The organism is Shewanella sediminis HAW-EB3 (genome assembly GCF_000018025.1).
GTDB lineage: Bacteria > Pseudomonadota > Gammaproteobacteria > Enterobacterales > Shewanellaceae > Shewanella > Shewanella sediminis.
The window spans coordinates 5,431,699-5,447,846 of the sequence record NC_009831.1 but is presented as its reverse complement, the minus strand read 5'-3'; the positions used below and the strand labels follow the sequence as shown (position 1 = coordinate 5,447,846).

Here is a 16,148-nt window from a genome sequence, read left to right as displayed (position 1 = left end):
ATTTTATTCCTGGTAACCCAGTGTTAACACAGAGGAAAGTGAAAAGTTCTAGATCTAATCTAGCCGCACGTTTTCTACAAAACTGTGCGCAATTTAACAAAGTTTGAGCAATTGCTCTTATTTTTTGCGAATCATTCGAGTAAAATGCCCGAAAGAGGAACACCTGTACGCTTAAAAGGCCCTGAATTATGTCACTCGAGCAGTATCATTTAACACGTTTAATCAAACAGCAAAGCCAGAAACTTGGTGAAGCTATCGCGCTCGAAGGGTACGAAATGGCGGCCCCTTGGGATCTGGTGAGTTGGAGCTCATTTGATAATATCAACGCCAAGGTTGCCCAGGCATTGATTCAATTTGGTATCGAAGTCCAGGATCGTACCGTTATTTTGTCGCAAAATTGTCCCCAGTGGGCTTGTGCAGATATCGGTAGTCTCAAAGCGCGTACAGTTGTTGTGCCTATCTACCCGACGAGTACCTTCGAGCAAGCTAGTTATATCGTGAATGATGCCAAGGCGAAGCTGATATTTGTCGGCGATAAAGCGCATTATGAGATGGCCTGTATGCTGGTTCAGCATTGCGAAAGCTTAACTCATATCGTGGTATTCGATAAAAGTGTTGTCCTTAAGGAATATGAGAGCCATATCTACTTTGACGATCTTCTCACTGAGACGCATTCTGCCGAAGTGATCGCCGAATTGGATAAGCGTATAGAAGAGGCCGAGTTAGATGATCTTCTCTCGTTAATCTATACCTCAGGTACGACAGGTGATCCTAAAGGTGTAATGATGGATTACCGTAATATCGCCTCTATGATCGAGAAGCATGATAAGGTGCTGGCCTTCACTCCCGGTGATGTTTCTCTCGCTTTCTTACCTCTAAGTCACGTGTTTGAGCGTGATTGGAGTTTCTACGTTTTGAGCCGTGGAGGCCATAACGTCTATCTGCAAAATCCGATGGCAGTAAAAGAGGCTATCGTTGCGGTTCGTCCTCATACACTCTGTGTCGTGCCCAGATTCTTAGAAAAAGTGTACAGCGCCGTCCAAGATAAAGTGATAAAAGCACCAGAGTTAAGGCAGAAGATGTTTACCTGGGCGATGTCTGTCGGACATCGTCAGTCTGAAGTCGGTCAGGGGCGACATAAGGCGTCTTTGGGTCTGAGCTTGCAGTGGAAGCTGGCCGATAAGCTGGTTTTTAGTAAGCTCAAGCAAGTACTGGGTGGACGTCTTAAGTTTATGCCATGTGGTGGCGCTGCTTTAGACCCTAACGTCAGTGCTTTTTTCCAGAGTATTGATGTACCTGTTTTATGTGGTTACGGCATGACCGAAACCAATGCCACTATCACCTGTAATACCTTGTCTAACCGAGTGCCTGGATCTAATGGTAAGCCATTGCCTGATATGGAAATTAAGTTAGGCAAAGATAATGAGATCATGGTTCGCGGCGGAACTGTGATGCGCGGTTATTATAATCGCCCGGAAGATACTGCCGAAGCATTCGAGGATGGCTGGCTGAAAACCGGCGATGCGGGTCGTATCGATGAAGAGGGGAACTTGTTCATCACCGACCGAATTAAAGAGTTGATGAAAACCTCAAATGGTAAGTATATCGCTCCTCAACGTGTCGAAGGTAAGGTGGGATGTTGTCCTTTCATCGAACAGGTTGCCATCGTAGCCGATGCGAAAAACTATGTGACGGCCCTGATTGTGCCAGCCTTCGAAGCGCTCGAAGAGTGGGCGAAAGAGAAAGGCATTCACTATGAGTCGCCGATGGAGTTGTTGCGTAACAGCCGTGTGGTAGAGCATTTCGAGAATCGTCTTAAGGAGCTGCAGTCAGATCTGGCAGGATTTGAGAAGATTAAAAAGTTTACCCTGTTACCCGAGGCCTTCTCAATGGAAGCGGGTCTGATCACTCCGACGATGAAGCTGCGTCGTAAGGTTATTTACAATAAGTATGCCCGTGAGATCAATGCGATGTACGCGAGATAGCAGTTATACCGATTGGTATTAGCTCTGTACGATAGAGATGAAGGGATGCTTAGCATCCCTTTTTTATACATGGATGTAATTATCCCCCATCTATTCATAAGAGCTTAGGGATGTACTGGGAGGGGGTTTATGTCTGGCCATAAATGTTCCATTCATTTATTGGCATTTCCGCCGTCCGTGGCAGTCAGAACATTTTTGCCCCTGTCTATTCATAAGAATCCAGGGATGGTTAGCTGTGGTATTTATGTCTTAAACATTCGCGGCTAAAGCCGCTCCTACAGTAAAGAACCTCAAACCTGATATATCGCCGAATAATTGCATCCCGTCGGGTTCTCGGTTAACGTCAGCCAATAGATCTGCTTCGCATCTCTATATATGTCACTGTGTGACGTTATCAAGGCGTAATGAAGCGAGAAGATCAAGAATAATAAGAGGATATTCAGACGTGTCAGAGACTTTCTTTAGCTTAGAGATCCAACCCAGATTCAATGAAACGGATGCCCTGGGGCATATCAATAACACCATTATTCCGGTTTGGAATGAGGCGGCTAGAAAGCCGATATTTGAGATATTTAACCCGACACTGGATCTGGCAAAGTGGGATCTCATCGTTGCCGGGTTTAATATCGCTTTTCTCTCACCGACAAACTATGGTAGCCCGGTCAGCATCAAAACCTGGATAAGTCGTGTCGGTAATAGCAGCTTCGAGGTAATACAACAGAGTTGGCAGCTGGGGAGACAAACCTCCGAGACCAAGACGACCATGGTGCATTACGATTACGGCATAGATAAGAGCCAACCACTCTCAGATGAGATTAAACAGCAACTCTCTATGCTGACCGGCAAGTAGTTACTCCTGTCGTTAAATCAGTGTAGTTATAACCATTGGAATTTTGGCCGCTAGATTTAGAACAAGTACAGGAGCAGGAGTCATAAAAACTTCTGTACGTACCAGCAGCTTGTCTCGATGATGAGTTGCTCCGAGTTGGCCCAGCTTAGTCCATGGCGGACCAGCTTCTCGGCTAAGCCCTTATTCCTGAGTTCTGTGGGCACGAAGGTGTGAGTAAAGTTAACCCTGCCGTCAAAAAGCTCATAGGAGAGGCTAGCTTGTGCTTGTCCTACATTAATAACAAACTCATGTTCATCGATGAGGTGAATGATCTCAATGTCATTTGTATTCATAAGCATGCCTTTTTTCTTTGTTTCCCCGGATTAAGCATCCGCCAGTTCATGGGATTTGAGGGCATCGAGGAGTGCGGGTTTCAGCTCTGCTTTCTTACCGGTTTTAAAGTTAAACATCACCACCTGCGAGCTGCCTAAGGTGGTCACCGCTTGTTGTGCCTGACTATAGACACTGTAATGCATCATAAAGCGGTCTTGCTTGATGTCACTGATGGATACACCGACGAGTAAGGTGTCAGGGAAGGTGACCGGACGCTTGTAGCGAGCTGTGTTTTCGCTGATCACCGGGCCGACCTGAGTGCTTTGAAGATCGGCGAGCAAGTTTATCTGAGTAAAAAAATCGATACGGGCGGTTTCGAAATAGCGGAAGTAAACCACATTATTCACGTGCTGCAGTGCATCCATCTCGCCCCAAGCTACCGATATTTCGGTGTGTATGGGGTACTCCCTGATAAAACGTTCCATTTCCAGCCCTTTATTCAAACGGTTGTTTAACTTGTGAGCCAGCATAACAGCATGTCATAGTAGCAACAAGTTCATAGACTTGAGACTTGATATTTGAGATGAAACAGATACTCCTCGCCCTGACGCTGGTTCTTGTTCCGGCTTGTTTTTCACCCCATGCGGCAGCGCTTACTGAGCAGCAGTTTCTTCCCGCTGTGAGTCCTGAAGACAATCAGGCACGGGAGGTGATCGAGTCCGTTTCTGAACAGATGCAGCATTTGTTCGATGAGCAGCTTCCGATCAAGCAGAAGTTAACGATTCAGTTTGGTGCAGACGACGGCCCGCTGTTCGATCCTGAAAAGATGCAAATACTGTTTCCCTATCAGTTTGTCACCGAAGTACTGAATCGTTTCAAAGGTGATAACTATCAGCAAACAGGACTGACAGCGGTCGAAGCAACTCAGGATGCGATTATGCACACCTTGGCCCATGAATATGGCCATGCTTTTATCTATAGCAACCAGGTGATAGTGCTCGGCAAGGAGGAGGACGCCGTCGATACACTGGCCACACTACTCCTGCTTAACTCTTTTGAAGAAGGAGATGAAATTGCCTTGAGCGCCGCCGATCTCTTCGCCCTCGAGGATGAAGATGTTGAGAGTTTCGACGATGATCATTTTTGGGACGAACACAGCTTAGATGCCCAGCGTTACTTCGCGACCCTATGTCTTATCTACGGCAGCGACCCTGAGAAGAACCGGGAGATAATCTCGAAAGCACAGCTGAAGATAGAGAGAGATAGCTACTGCGAGGAGGAGTACCTTCGTCAAACTGAAAACTGGGACAGGCTGAAGGAGTTGTACTCGGTAGAGCCGTTACCGAAACAATAAGCTGTTCAGTATTGGCAGATCGTTTGGAAGTTAGTAAGGACGGATACAGCGAAGGTTTTATACCGTCCGTGGTAAATCTTCATAACTCTCAATAACAAAAAGTCCAGACACAAAAAAGGCACTCTTCGAAGAGTGCCTTTAGCGCTATTCAATGTGGAAAAAGCTTAGAAAGTGAGCTCAGCGAAGCTGCTGATCTGCTTATATGTTCCGGTGCGCTGACCTGGAGTGCGAACCATCTGCAGGGTACGCATGCCAGCTTCTTCTGCGGCTTTGAGCTCTTCGATCACATCCGAAATAAACAGCACCTGCTTAGGGGCTAAGCTGATGGTGTTAATGATGTTGCAGTAAGCCTGCTTAAACAGTTTATTACCGGTACGAGTGTCGAAGTGACCGTCAAAATTAGGTGTTAGATCGCCAGCATCGCTGTGGCTGAAAAGCAGCTTTTGCGCTTCGGCCGAACCGGAAGAGAAACTATAGAGGCGCATATTTTGCTGCTTAATACCTTCGATTGCATCGATAAAGTCAGGGAAAATATGACCGGTAAATTCACCTTTGGCATAGCCTTGTTTCCAGATAAGGCCTTGAAGTGTCTTAAGTGGTGTCGATTTGCGGTCTTCGGCAACCCATTGTTGCAGGATCTCGATGACTCGCTCCAGCGTTGCCTCTGGCTCTAACGCGATATCTCTGACATCACAGATGCAATTTTCTACCAGCACATTGTGCTCATTTTCTTTAAGAAAGTCGGGTAAGGCTTTGGCTGAATAAGGAAAAAGCGTGTCCTTAATAAAGCTAAGATCGGTTGTCGTACCTGCTGTATCTACAACTATGGCTCTGATACCCATAATGTCTGCTTACTCCACAATATCTTGACTAAAAATGCATCTGCAAAATTTCAATTCAGATCCTATGCTGAAACGCATAATTTGGCTAGTTAATTATCATCTCAGCTCCCGTTAGATTTGGCGGATATTGGTGGGGTGAGGCTGCAATCGATGCGGACATTCTAGATATACCACCTACTTAAGTCGCTTTGACTAAAATACAAGCAGATACTACGCTGTCTGATTAGGTCATTATTTCAACGGATGGAGAGTGATAGTTATGAAAGGAAGCATTTTAACTTATACATTAGGATTGGTAGTACTTCTGTGCAGCGGAGCTGCGCCAGCTAAGCCGACGGTTCATTCCATACCTGCTCAAATCATTCCATGTGATACCTCAGATTGCAGCAAAACATTTCAGGAGTACAAAACATTAGCGCGTTATGGTCACTCCGATGCCATGTATACCCTGGCCGAGATCTATCGAAACGGTTACGGCACCGAAGTCGATATGCGCTTAGCCACCAAGTGGTATCGACGCTCCGCAAAATATGACAACCCATTTGCTCAGTATAAGGCCGCTATCATCTATCTACAGGAGAGTGATAATCAGGATGTTGATAAAGCGATGAGGTACCTGAGAGCCGCAGATAGAGAGGGGCTCGATGACGCAACCCACCTGCTCGGCTTGCTCTACCTGGAGGGGGAGTTGATAGAAACGGATCAATTCAAGGCCAAGGAGTACCTCTCCAAAGCCTTCGAAAATGGCCATCAGGATACCCTAAATATCTTAGCCGATATCAGCCAGGTTAAGTTAGATCTTAACGATAAGGATATCGTCCCCAAAAAAGCGCCAGTGTCTAAACCCGCCCCCGTTGGCGAGATGGAGGTCATTGAGGTGAGGGCACCGTCACTGGAGGAGGTGGTCACCTATCATATCGCCAGGCTTAGGAGGAGGAACCCGGATGTCGGAGCAGCGACGGGAACCATGTTAAGGGGGCGTACCTGTGCAGAGATGATAGCGTGTAACACCGAGTCTGACCGTGAACGAATGCGAGAGTTTCTGATGTCGACCTGGTAGTAAAGCTTACCGTACCAGGCATAAGGGCCATCAAAAGCTGGCTGTTAGGTTATTTGTCAATAATATAAGAGGCTGTCACCTTGTGTCAGCCTCTTATATTTTCAGGCACATCAGTCGTGAACCTTTCCTGTTTTAAATCACCTCTCCTGACTGTTTGTAATCACCCAGTGCATGTTGTAGGTTTGTTAACTATCAAGCATAAAGCGATGTTGTCGAACTCATACAGGGAAGGTTCATGCTCAGAAATACCGTTTATATTATTGCTTTGTCTATATCAGGTCTGCTGTTCAGCCCTAAGATTTTTGCTGAAAATTCTGCGGCGAATGTCCACCTGAGTCAGGTGGAGAAGCTCATTGTTTCATCGGAGCAGTTTAAGGAGTCCGCCGAATTTATCGTTACCTTGCCGCCGAGTTATAGCAAGAACAGTGATAAAGAGTATGTGCTTCTGTTGGACTTTCATCCTCGCAGCCAAGCCTACCTTAGCGGTATGCATGACTGGATGAGCCATAACGGCGATTGGCCTTGGCTGAAAACCATTATCGTAACAGCGCCCGATGGGCACAAAGGACTGGGTCTGTTGAAGGTGCAAGCTATCGAAGAGCAGGGCAGTGAACTGTTGTTGGATTTTATGGAGCAAGAGCTGCTCCCGGCAATTGACAGCAAGTACCGAACCAATGGCTTTCGTATCCTCAACGGTTTTACCGGCAATGCAGGCTTAAGTCTCTACACCCTGCTCAATCGTCCCGGCCTCTTTAATGCCTATTTTGCCGCCAGTCCGGTACTGAGCAAAGACTTTGCCTATGTCATCAAGGATGCCCCCAAGAAACTCGCCGCCATGAAAGGCAAGCCAAGGTTTCTGCTGATGAGCACCAGTGACAGCGGCTTCGAGAAGAGGCAATTAGCCAGCTTTGCTGAGATGGAATCAATCATAGAGGCGAATGCCACATCGAAACTGGATTACCACATTAAACGCTTCGACGGCACCTACTATATGACTCAACCTATATTGGCAACCGCCTATGGTATAGAGCTGCTGTTTAATGATGTTCATCGGGTGTTAAAGCCAGATTCCGAGATCTCAAGCCAAGGTGCGCAGGCGATACTGGCACACTACCGTTATCTGTCTGAGGAGAAGTACGGTTTCGAGGTGCCCGCCACCGACTCCCTGATAGCCCTGGCCAAAGCCGAGTCGACCAAGGATGCAGCAAAAGGGTTGGCTGTTTACCAGATTGCAGTGAAGGCTGCGCCCGACTCACACACGGCCCATGACGCATTGGCGAACGCCTATGCAGAGGCTGGAGAGTTTGAGTTAGCCATCAAACATGAGCAACTTGCGTTGAATAACACCGAGCATCCATTCTGGACCAAGAGGTACTCAGAGAGTCTGGCCGCTTTTGAGGCTAAAAAGGGTGTTCTATAAATAGGCATTTAGCTATTAACAATTATCAAGCTTCGCTTGATGAACGTCGTGGAATTCCATTCCACTCTTAATTGCAAAGAGTAGGGCAAGGAGAGCTGTCGTCTGATGTGAATGGATTCACGAATGCCGCGATAACATGGATGTTAATGAGCGGTCTCGCCAACAACATCCCTGTTTAACTGCCAGTTCCCTATCCCTAGCTCTCGTTCATGAGCTTATGGCTACGCCATATTCACCTTCCAACGGGAGCTAATTTAACCTAGAGGTTCTCTTGGTATGTTCAGAGAATTTTGTGTTGGTTTGATTAGGGTCAGAAACTGTTAACTTGAGTATATTGATTGTTAGGCTTTAAACATCGGGGGCTGCCAGTACTTTCGCGCCGAATGTTGGAGAAGAGGTTTTGTCTTTACGTCGGTAAAAGGTTAATATATCAACGATTTTAAGGACATTTACTGATAAGTGAATACACAAATAAAGGGACTGCAATGAAACTCAACTCTCTGTTAACCGCTGGCATGTTACTGGCCGCGACGACACCCGCTCTTGCCGCCGAAGACCTGGGCTTTTACCTCGGTGGCCAGGTTAACCACACCAGTGTAGAAGACAATATCGGTACCTTAGATGAGTCTGCCATAGGGCTCGGCATCTATGGTGGCTACAACTTCAATGACAGTTTTGGCATCGAGACGAGCATTTTTTTGACCGATAGTCTCGTCGATGAGATGGATTTGAGAATAGCGGCGGTGACCATCTCCCCCGTGATTCGACATGCCTTTACCGACAGTGTAACTGGCTATTTGAAGGCGGGTCTGGTAGTCAACAAGACCTACAGCAACGATGACGGTGTTGACGAAGATTATCGAGGCACAGGTTGGTTGTTCGGCGCCGGTGTGGATGTGACCCTGACAGAGTCTCTGGCGTTACGAGTGTCTTATGAGATGAGTGAAACTGAGCCTGAATACAGCGAGCTGGAGAACTATTACGCCGATATCAGCCTGAAACAATTTGGCGTTGGTTTGCATTACAGATTCTAGCTACCTATGTATCGATCATAGGTCTACTCGTTTTCTGTTTTCCAAACTTCGTTTGGGTCAAAGTCGTGGGTCTTCAGCCCACACCCGACCAAGGAGGACTGCTCGTCCTCTCAACAACATCCCTGTTTAACTGCCAGTTCGGTATCCATACCTCTCGCTCAGAGAGGTCATTGTTATGACCTTCGCCCTTGGAACCACCATGACGCCCCGGCGAAGTTACATGCATTAAGTACGGGCCTCATATTCCAATAAAAATTGCCTAACGGCTCAGATGCTACATCCATGTAGCCCCGAGCCTGAACCATCATCCATGATGGTTCTACAGCATTTTTATCTACATATTTCGGCATGTAAATCCATTTACAAAGCCAGTTCGCTATTCCTAGCTCTCGTTCATGAGCTTATGGCTACGCCATATTCACCTTCCAACGGGGATTTATCGTATCTAGAGGGGAATTGGGGTATGCATGATGAAATCATGTTTAGTTGATTCGTTTCAAATTAAACCAACTAACTTGTCTATTTGTAAGTTAAAGTTACTCTATTAGTGAATGGCCATCATTCATCGGAATAAGAATGAGAACTCTATAGTTCTTTCTTTTGCAGTGGATTCATTAGGAGGATATGTGGAGTTATCTGAATTTTTGTTGGGTGAGGGAGAGTTGAAAGAGTGGACTGGTGAGGGGGAGCTTATTCCTGACCCAAACCTTATTTGGAATATTGACCATTTAGCTAGTTTTATTCAAATGGAGTTAGATTCTTGGAAGATGCATTGCGAGATAGTTGATAATAGGTTAGCTGTAACTTCTGAGGTGATGTGTAGTTTTATTTTGTACGAAAAGGAAAATGTAAGGTTCTATATAAAATCACTTTTTGACATAGCCACATACTATGTTGCATGCATTCAAGCTCTGGATAAATTACTAACACAACTTTATAAGTTGAGCTCGAAATATTATAGGTTGAAGGTAAAAAAACCAAAGTTGGAAATAGATAAATTGTTTCATGCTAAGGCTCAATTCATTCGAGATAAATCATTTATTCACCAGTATTCAGAACAGATTACTAATCCTATGGATAAGAGAGCTGCAATGTCTTGGACTCCAAACATATCCTATAAGAGTGGTGATATACCTACCTGTGAAAACTATAAGTTCGGTGATGGTAAGTGGTGGGTAAAGGTAAATGGTATTAAAACTGAAACAGAGGTTGATATTTCAACTAATGGTTTAGTTGAGTTTGCCACTAAAGCTCAAGAGCAGATTGAAATTCGCAAATCAAGAGTGATTCATTATTACAATGAGATAAAAGAAAATAAGCTATTGGAACCCGACCCCGTAGTTATCCCTGTTAAATAGAGATTTTTTAAACTACTACAGCTAAATCGAAGAGATTAATCACCTAGTGTAGGTGCGGCTGTGACCTTCCGTGACAGGGATGTCACGGAAGAGCCTACAGGGATTGTACTTGTGGCGTGTCACAGAAGTACCTGCACATTCAGCGAGCCGCAGGCTATTAATATCAGTATAGCCATGGGCACCATAAAACCACCAAGTACCCATATCGCCAGATGAAACCAACCCAAACGATGAGTCAGCCTCATCGCTCAGGCTACCAAATTACTGGTGTACCAATTGTCCTGATTTGACCACCTCAAGGCACACACCTACGCCATATGAGTAGGAAAGCTGAGCCGGTGTAGTGATATCCCACAAACAGAAATCAGCCTGCATCCCAACTTCAAGGACACCTACGTTGTCCTCTACCCCTAATGCCTTGGCGGCATTGCGTGTCATACCCGCAAGCGCCTCCTCTGGTGTCAGGCGGAACAGGGTGCAGCCCATGTTGAGCATTAACAGACTCGAGCAGAGCGGCGACGATCCCGGGTTGTAGTCACTGGCCAGAACCATGGGTACCTTATGCTTACGCAGCAGCTCAATCGGTGGCATCTGAGTCTCACGCAGAAAGTAGAAGGCACCGGGGAGCAGGGTGGCGCAGGTGCCACTTTGACTCAGGGCTTTTACTCCGGTCTCGTCCAGGTATTCGATATGATCCACCGATTTGGCGCCTAGCCTGGCGGCCATAGCCGAACCTCCCAGATTAGAGAGTTGCTCGGCGTGAAGCTTGATATCGAGCCCGGCATCTTTGGCTGCGGTTAATACCCGCTCGGTCTGCTCGACACTGAAGGCGATATTTTCACAGAAGACGTCGGCCGCATCGGCAAGGTTTTCCTCGATAACGGCGGGCAGCATTTCGTCAATCACTAAGTCCACATAGGTTTCTGCGTTGTCTTTATACTCTGGCGGTATGGCATGAGCCCCTAAGAAGGTGGTTTTCACATCGACGTGATGATGCTTACCGAGCTCGCGGGCGACGCGCAGCAGTTTGAGTTCTGTCTCTGTTTCCAGGCCATAGCCGGATTTTATCTCGACCGTGGTCACGCCCTCTTTCGCCAGGGCGTTGAGACGTTTTCGGCCCAGCTCAAAGAGCTCGCCTTCGCTGGCTTCACGGCAGGCTTTAACGGTGGAGATGATGCCACCGCCGCTACGGGCAATCTCTTCATAGCTGGCGCCCTGCAGGCGAAGCTCAAACTCGTTGGCCCGGTTACCGGCGAACACTAAATGGGTGTGAGCGTCGATAAGGCCCGGGGTTATCCAGGCGCCTTTCCCCCTGTAAACCGGTGTTGACAGAACATCGAATTCGGGCAGCTCGGAACGGAGGCCAATCCAGGCAATTCGGCCTTTTTCTACCGCAACAGCTGCATCGGTTATCGCTCCGTAAGGCGCTGATACAGAAGGAGACATTGTCGCTACGTTGACGTCAATCCAGACCTGATCCCAAGACATATTTTTCCCTCACTCTTAACGTGTTCATGTTCGTTCGGAAATAAAAGTTGTGATCCAACTTGTATTTACTTGTATATACAAGCTAGGATTATAGCGGTAATTTTCATCGTTTGAAAAGCGTTATTGGCCAAAGAGAGGTTTCTAGATTCTAGAACCTAGCGCCTGATACCGCAAAAGAAAGAGCAAAGGATTGGTATGGCAACGCCCAAGTTTGCAGAGATAAAGCAGTATATTTTAGCCCGCATCGAATCCGGTGAATGGGAGGAGCATAGCCGTGTTCCCTCAGAGAACCAGATGGCTGAGCTGTTTGAATGCAGCCGAATGACGGCGCGCCGTGCACTGACGGAATTGACCGATGATGGTGTGTTAGAGCGCTCTCAGGGCCTGGGTACCTTCGTCGCCGAGCTTAAATCTCAGTCCTCTATGATGGCCATTCGCAATATTGCCGATGAAATTAAAGACAGGGGCCATGGCTATAGCGTTAAACAGCTTGAACTGACTCAAACCGAAGCGACAGCACCCATAGCCATCGCCTTGGGGCTGGAGACGGGAACTCAGGTCTTCTACTCGGTGTTGGTGCATTGCGAGCAGGGCGTGCCTCTGCAGCTGGAGGAGCGTTTCGTTAATCCAAAACTGGTGCCCGATTACCTGCTGCAGGACTTTACACTGCAGACTCCTCACGAATATCTGTCACAGGTTGCCCCCCTTACCGAGGCGCGCCATACCTTAGAAGCCGTGGTGGCCAACGAACATAATAAAAAACATCTGGAGATAGAGGCGAGTGAGCCCTGTTTGCAGATCATTCGTCGTACCTGGTCGCGCAAGGGCATGGTGAGCTATGCCAGACTGATCCATCCCGGGACACGATTCAGGTTAGGTGGTCATCTGACGTTCTAAATCGATCTGCTGCGCATTTCGATTAATGCCACTGCGTGGGTAAGGATTAGCAAGAAAGACAACAGTAAATATAAGAATAAGTACAGACATAACGAGAACAACGCGGCTCTCTACTCTCTATAAGTTAAGAGCAAGCAATACAAGCAACAACAAATTGAAATGAGGTTATGCAAGATGGATAAGAGACACGACCCAAGCCGTCGCATCATAGCGCCACACGGCACAAAGTTAAGCTGTAAGAGCTGGTTCACCGAAGCGCCTATGCGTATGTTGATGAACAACCTGCATCCGGATGTTGCCGAACGCCCGGAAGACCTGGTGGTCTACGGTGGTATCGGACGTGCGGCCCGTGATTGGGAGTGCTATGACAAGATAATCGAAGTGCTGCAGCGCCTCGAAGAGGATGAAACCCTTCTGGTTCAGTCGGGTAAACCCGTTGGTGTTTTCAAGACCCACAGTAACGCACCTCGCGTGATTATCGCCAACTCTAACCTGGTGCCACATTGGGCCAACTGGGAACACTTCAACGAGCTGGATAAGAAAGGTTTGGCCATGTATGGCCAGATGACGGCGGGTTCTTGGATCTATATTGGCTCTCAAGGAATCGTGCAGGGCACCTACGAGACTTTTGCCGCCATGGCGACAAAACATTTTGGTGGTTCATCTAAGGGTAAGTGGATCCTGACCGGTGGCTTGGGTGGTATGGGTGGTGCTCAGCCGCTGGCCGGCACTATGGCGGGTTACTCAGTGTTGACCTGTGAAGTGGATGAAACCCGTATCGATTTCCGTCTGCGTACTAAGTATGTGGATAAGAAAACAGACTCGCTCGATGAAGCTCTGGCGATGATCGATGAAGCGAACAAGAGTGGTAAACCTGTCTCTGTGGGTCTGCTTGCCAATGCTGCTGATGTGTTTGCCGAGTTGGTTGAACGCGGTGTAACCCCGGATGTGGTGACCGATCAGACGTCGGCGCACGATCCTTTGAATGGTTACCTGCCTCAGAACTGGACACTCGAATACGCCGCCGAGATGCGTAAGAAAGATGAAGCGGCTGTGGTTAAGGCTGCGAAACAATCTATGGCGGTACAGGTCAGAGCCATGCTGGCTCTGCAAGCCGCAGGCGCTGCAACGACCGATTACGGTAACAATATCCGCCAGATGGCATTCGAAGAGGGAGTCGAAAATGCATTCGATTTCCCAGGTTTCGTACCTGCCTATGTGCGTCCGCTTTTCTGTGAAGGTATAGGACCATTTCGCTGGGTTGCACTATCCGGCGATCCTGAAGATATCTATAAGACAGATGCCAAGGTTAAAGAGCTTATTCCTGATAATCCACAGCTACATAATTGGCTGGATATGGCCCGTGAACGTATCGCGTTCCAGGGACTGCCATCACGTATCTGTTGGGTTGGCCTGAAAGACCGTGCTCGTTTGGCCTTGGCCTTCAACGAAATGGTTAAAAGTGGCGAGCTTTCGGCGCCGGTTGTCATCGGTCGTGACCATCTGGACTCCGGCTCAGTTGCCAGCCCTAACCGTGAAACAGAATCTATGCTCGATGGCTCGGATGCGGTTTCAGATTGGCCATTGATGAATGCACTTCTGAATACGGCCAGTGGCGCAACTTGGGTATCACTGCACCATGGCGGTGGTGTGGGTATGGGCTTTAGCCAACACTCGGGTGTGGTTATTGTCGCAGACGGCAGTGATGAGGCTGCGGTTCGATTAGGCCGTGTGCTATGGAATGACCCAGCGACAGGTGTGATGCGTCACGCCGATGCCGGATACGATATCGCTAAGAAATGCGCAAAAGAGCAGAATTTAGATCTGCCGATGCTGGAGAAGTAATTGATGAGTCATTTAATTTTAAACCCTGGAACTCTGACCCTGTCACAAATCCGCGAGATCAGTCGTGGAAAAGTAAGCCTGGAGCTTGCCGATAGTGCGATTAATGATATCAACACCAGTGCCGGTTTAGTCCAGCAGGTGTTAGATGAAGGCCGCACGGTTTATGGTATCAACACTGGCTTCGGCCTGCTGGCGAACACTAAGATCGCGGCCGATGATCTGCAGTTGCTACAGCGCTCAATTGTGTTGTCACACGCCGCAGGTACCGGCCAATATATGCAAGATGCGACCGTGCGCTTGATGATGGTATTGAAGATCAACTCATTGAGTCGCGGCTTCTCGGGCATTCGTCTCGAGGTGATTAACTTCCTTATCGCATTGGTTAACGCAGAAGTTTACCCATGTGTACCGGAAAAAGGGTCCGTGGGCGCATCGGGTGACTTGGCTCCTTTGGCTCATATGTGCCTGCCGTTACTCGGCGAGGGTGAGATGAGCTACAAGGGGCAGATTTTGAGTGCCAAAGAGGGTCTGGAGATCGCCGGTCTTAAGCCTATCGAACTTGCCGCTAAAGAGGGCCTGGCCCTGCTTAATGGTACACAGGCATCGACGGCGTTAGCCTTAGAGGGCTTGTTTAACGCCGAAGATCTATTCGCGGCCAGCTCAGTCATCGGTGCGATGAGCGTCGAAGCTGCCATGGGCAGTCGTAGTCCGTTCGATTCCCGCATCCACGCAGCCCGTGGACAGAAGGGGCAGATCGATTCGGCTGCACTGTTCCGCCTCCTGTTAGGCGATGAGTCTGAGATCAGCTTGAGTCATGTGGACTGTGAGAGGGTGCAAGATCCTTACTCGTTGCGTTGTCAGCCCCAGGTACTCGGTGCCTGTTTAACCCAAATTCGTCATGCTGCTGAGGTGCTTGGCACGGAAGCGAACGGCGTTACCGATAACCCACTCGTGTTCCAGGATACCGGAGACATCATCTCGGGGGGGAACTTCCACGCTGAGCCTGTTGCCATGGCGGCTGATAACTTGGCGATAGCTCTTGCCGAGTTGGGCTCTATCGCCGAGCGTCGTATCGCACTGCTCATCGACCCTAACTTGTCTATGCTACCTCCGTTCCTGGTGGAAAATGGTGGGGTGAACTCTGGCTTCATGATCGCCCAAGTGACAGCGGCGGCGCTGGCATCGGAGAACAAGACCTATGCTCATCCGGCGTCTGTCGATAGTTTACCGACCTCGGCAAACCAGGAAGACCATGTGTCTATGGCGACGTTCGCGGCGCGTCGTCTGCGTGATATGACTGAAAATACCCGCGGTGTCTTGGCTATCGAGTTGCTGGCATCGGCACAGGGGCTGGATTTCCGTGCACCACTTCAGCCGAGTGTTGTTGTCGCTAAGGCGAAGGCCGAAATACGTGAGTTGGTAACTTACTACGATAAGGATCGTTTCTTCGGCCCGGATATCGAAGCGGCAACTGACCTGCTTATCACGGCAAGCTTCAATGCTTACCTGCCAGACGGGATCCTGCCAAGTTTGTAATCAAACTTGATTGAAATTTCAGTTGGCAGGTTTGATTGATTTGAGCTTTGTGTCAATCGGCATGTCGTATTAAAAGGGCCTTAGGGCCCTTTTTTGTTGTCTGCAGCGACCTTTTATCCTAATACTCCATTGGTCTTAAGGCTTTTGTCTGTGTTGTGCCAGGTAGG

Annotated in this window: 14 protein-coding genes; 10 read left to right on the top strand and 4 right to left on the bottom strand. The window is 48.2% G+C overall.

What is annotated here, in order from left to right; all coding sequences use genetic code 11:
* Positions 1-188: 188 nt before the first annotated feature.
* Positions 189-1,985: an AMP-dependent synthetase/ligase gene (locus tag SSED_RS23275; protein WP_012144788.1), complete on the top strand. Its 1,797-nt coding sequence runs from the start codon at positions 189-191 to the stop codon at positions 1,983-1,985.
* Positions 1,986-2,430: 445 nt separating this feature from the next.
* Entirely contained in the window at positions 2,431-2,835 is a 405-nt protein-coding gene (locus SSED_RS23270; protein WP_012144787.1) for an acyl-CoA thioesterase, read from the top strand.
* A gap of 80 nt (positions 2,836-2,915) precedes the next feature.
* Here SSED_RS23270 and SSED_RS23265 read toward each other — a convergent pair whose 3' ends face one another.
* Together SSED_RS23265 and SSED_RS23260 are read right to left on the bottom strand one after the other, a co-directional pair.
* The gene (locus SSED_RS23265) at positions 2,916-3,173 is read right to left on the bottom strand and encodes a GNAT family N-acetyltransferase (protein ID WP_012144786.1); all 258 of its coding nucleotides are present in this window, start codon (positions 3,171-3,173) and stop codon (positions 2,916-2,918) included.
* 24 nt (positions 3,174-3,197) lie between these two features.
* Entirely contained in the window at positions 3,198-3,632 is a 435-nt protein-coding gene (locus tag SSED_RS23260) for an acyl-CoA thioesterase (protein ID WP_012144785.1), read from the bottom strand.
* A gap of 98 nt (positions 3,633-3,730) precedes the next feature.
* On the opposite strand from SSED_RS23260, the gene SSED_RS23255 reads away from it, so the two are divergent.
* On the top strand, positions 3,731-4,501 hold the full coding sequence (locus tag SSED_RS23255; RefSeq protein ID WP_012144784.1) for a DUF4344 domain-containing metallopeptidase: 771 nt from the start codon (positions 3,731-3,733) through the stop codon (positions 4,499-4,501).
* A gap of 164 nt (positions 4,502-4,665) precedes the next feature.
* Here the strand turns inward: SSED_RS23255 and mtnC are convergent, their stop codons facing one another.
* Entirely contained in the window at positions 4,666-5,343 is a 678-nt protein-coding gene (gene mtnC / locus SSED_RS23250) for an acireductone synthase (protein ID WP_012144783.1), read from the bottom strand.
* A 259-nt stretch (positions 5,344-5,602) separates the two neighbouring features.
* Here mtnC and SSED_RS23245 point away from each other — a divergent pair, with 259 nt between their 5' ends.
* From SSED_RS23245 to SSED_RS23230, 4 genes are all read left to right on the top strand, one after another.
* The gene (locus tag SSED_RS23245) at positions 5,603-6,403 is read left to right on the top strand and encodes a tetratricopeptide repeat protein (RefSeq protein WP_012144782.1); all 801 of its coding nucleotides are present in this window, start codon (positions 5,603-5,605) and stop codon (positions 6,401-6,403) included.
* Positions 6,404-6,638: 235 nt separating this feature from the next.
* On the top strand, positions 6,639-7,823 hold the full coding sequence (locus SSED_RS23240; RefSeq protein WP_012144781.1) for an alpha/beta hydrolase-fold protein: 1,185 nt from the start codon (positions 6,639-6,641) through the stop codon (positions 7,821-7,823).
* 485 nt (positions 7,824-8,308) lie between these two features.
* Positions 8,309-8,857 carry a porin family protein gene (locus tag SSED_RS23235; RefSeq protein ID WP_012144780.1) on the top strand — a complete coding sequence of 183 codons (549 nt, stop codon included), beginning with the start codon at positions 8,309-8,311 and terminating at the stop codon, positions 8,855-8,857.
* A gap of 626 nt (positions 8,858-9,483) precedes the next feature.
* On the top strand, positions 9,484-10,215 hold the full coding sequence (locus tag SSED_RS23230) for a hypothetical protein (protein ID WP_041421881.1): 732 nt from the start codon (positions 9,484-9,486) through the stop codon (positions 10,213-10,215).
* Between the two features lie 261 nt (positions 10,216-10,476).
* Here SSED_RS23230 and hutI read toward each other — a convergent pair whose 3' ends face one another.
* A complete protein-coding gene (gene hutI / locus SSED_RS23225; protein ID WP_012144778.1) occupies positions 10,477-11,703 on the bottom strand; it encodes an imidazolonepropionase in 1,227 nt (408 codons plus the stop codon).
* 195 nt (positions 11,704-11,898) lie between these two features.
* Between hutI and hutC the strand changes: the two genes are divergently transcribed.
* The 3 genes from hutC (at position 11,899) to hutH (ending at position 15,981) form a co-directional block, all read left to right on the top strand.
* Positions 11,899-12,600 (top strand): histidine utilization transcriptional repressor HutC, encoded by a 702-nt coding sequence (hutC, locus tag SSED_RS23220; RefSeq protein ID WP_012144777.1) that lies wholly within the window; start codon positions 11,899-11,901, stop codon positions 12,598-12,600.
* A gap of 174 nt (positions 12,601-12,774) precedes the next feature.
* Positions 12,775-14,445 (top strand): urocanate hydratase, encoded by a 1,671-nt coding sequence (gene hutU, locus SSED_RS23215; protein ID WP_012144776.1) that lies wholly within the window; start codon positions 12,775-12,777, stop codon positions 14,443-14,445.
* 3 nt (positions 14,446-14,448) lie between these two features.
* Positions 14,449-15,981, top strand: a complete 1,533-nt coding sequence (gene hutH / locus SSED_RS23210; protein ID WP_012144775.1) for a histidine ammonia-lyase — start codon at positions 14,449-14,451, stop codon at positions 15,979-15,981.
* Positions 15,982-16,148: the final 167 nt, after the last annotated feature.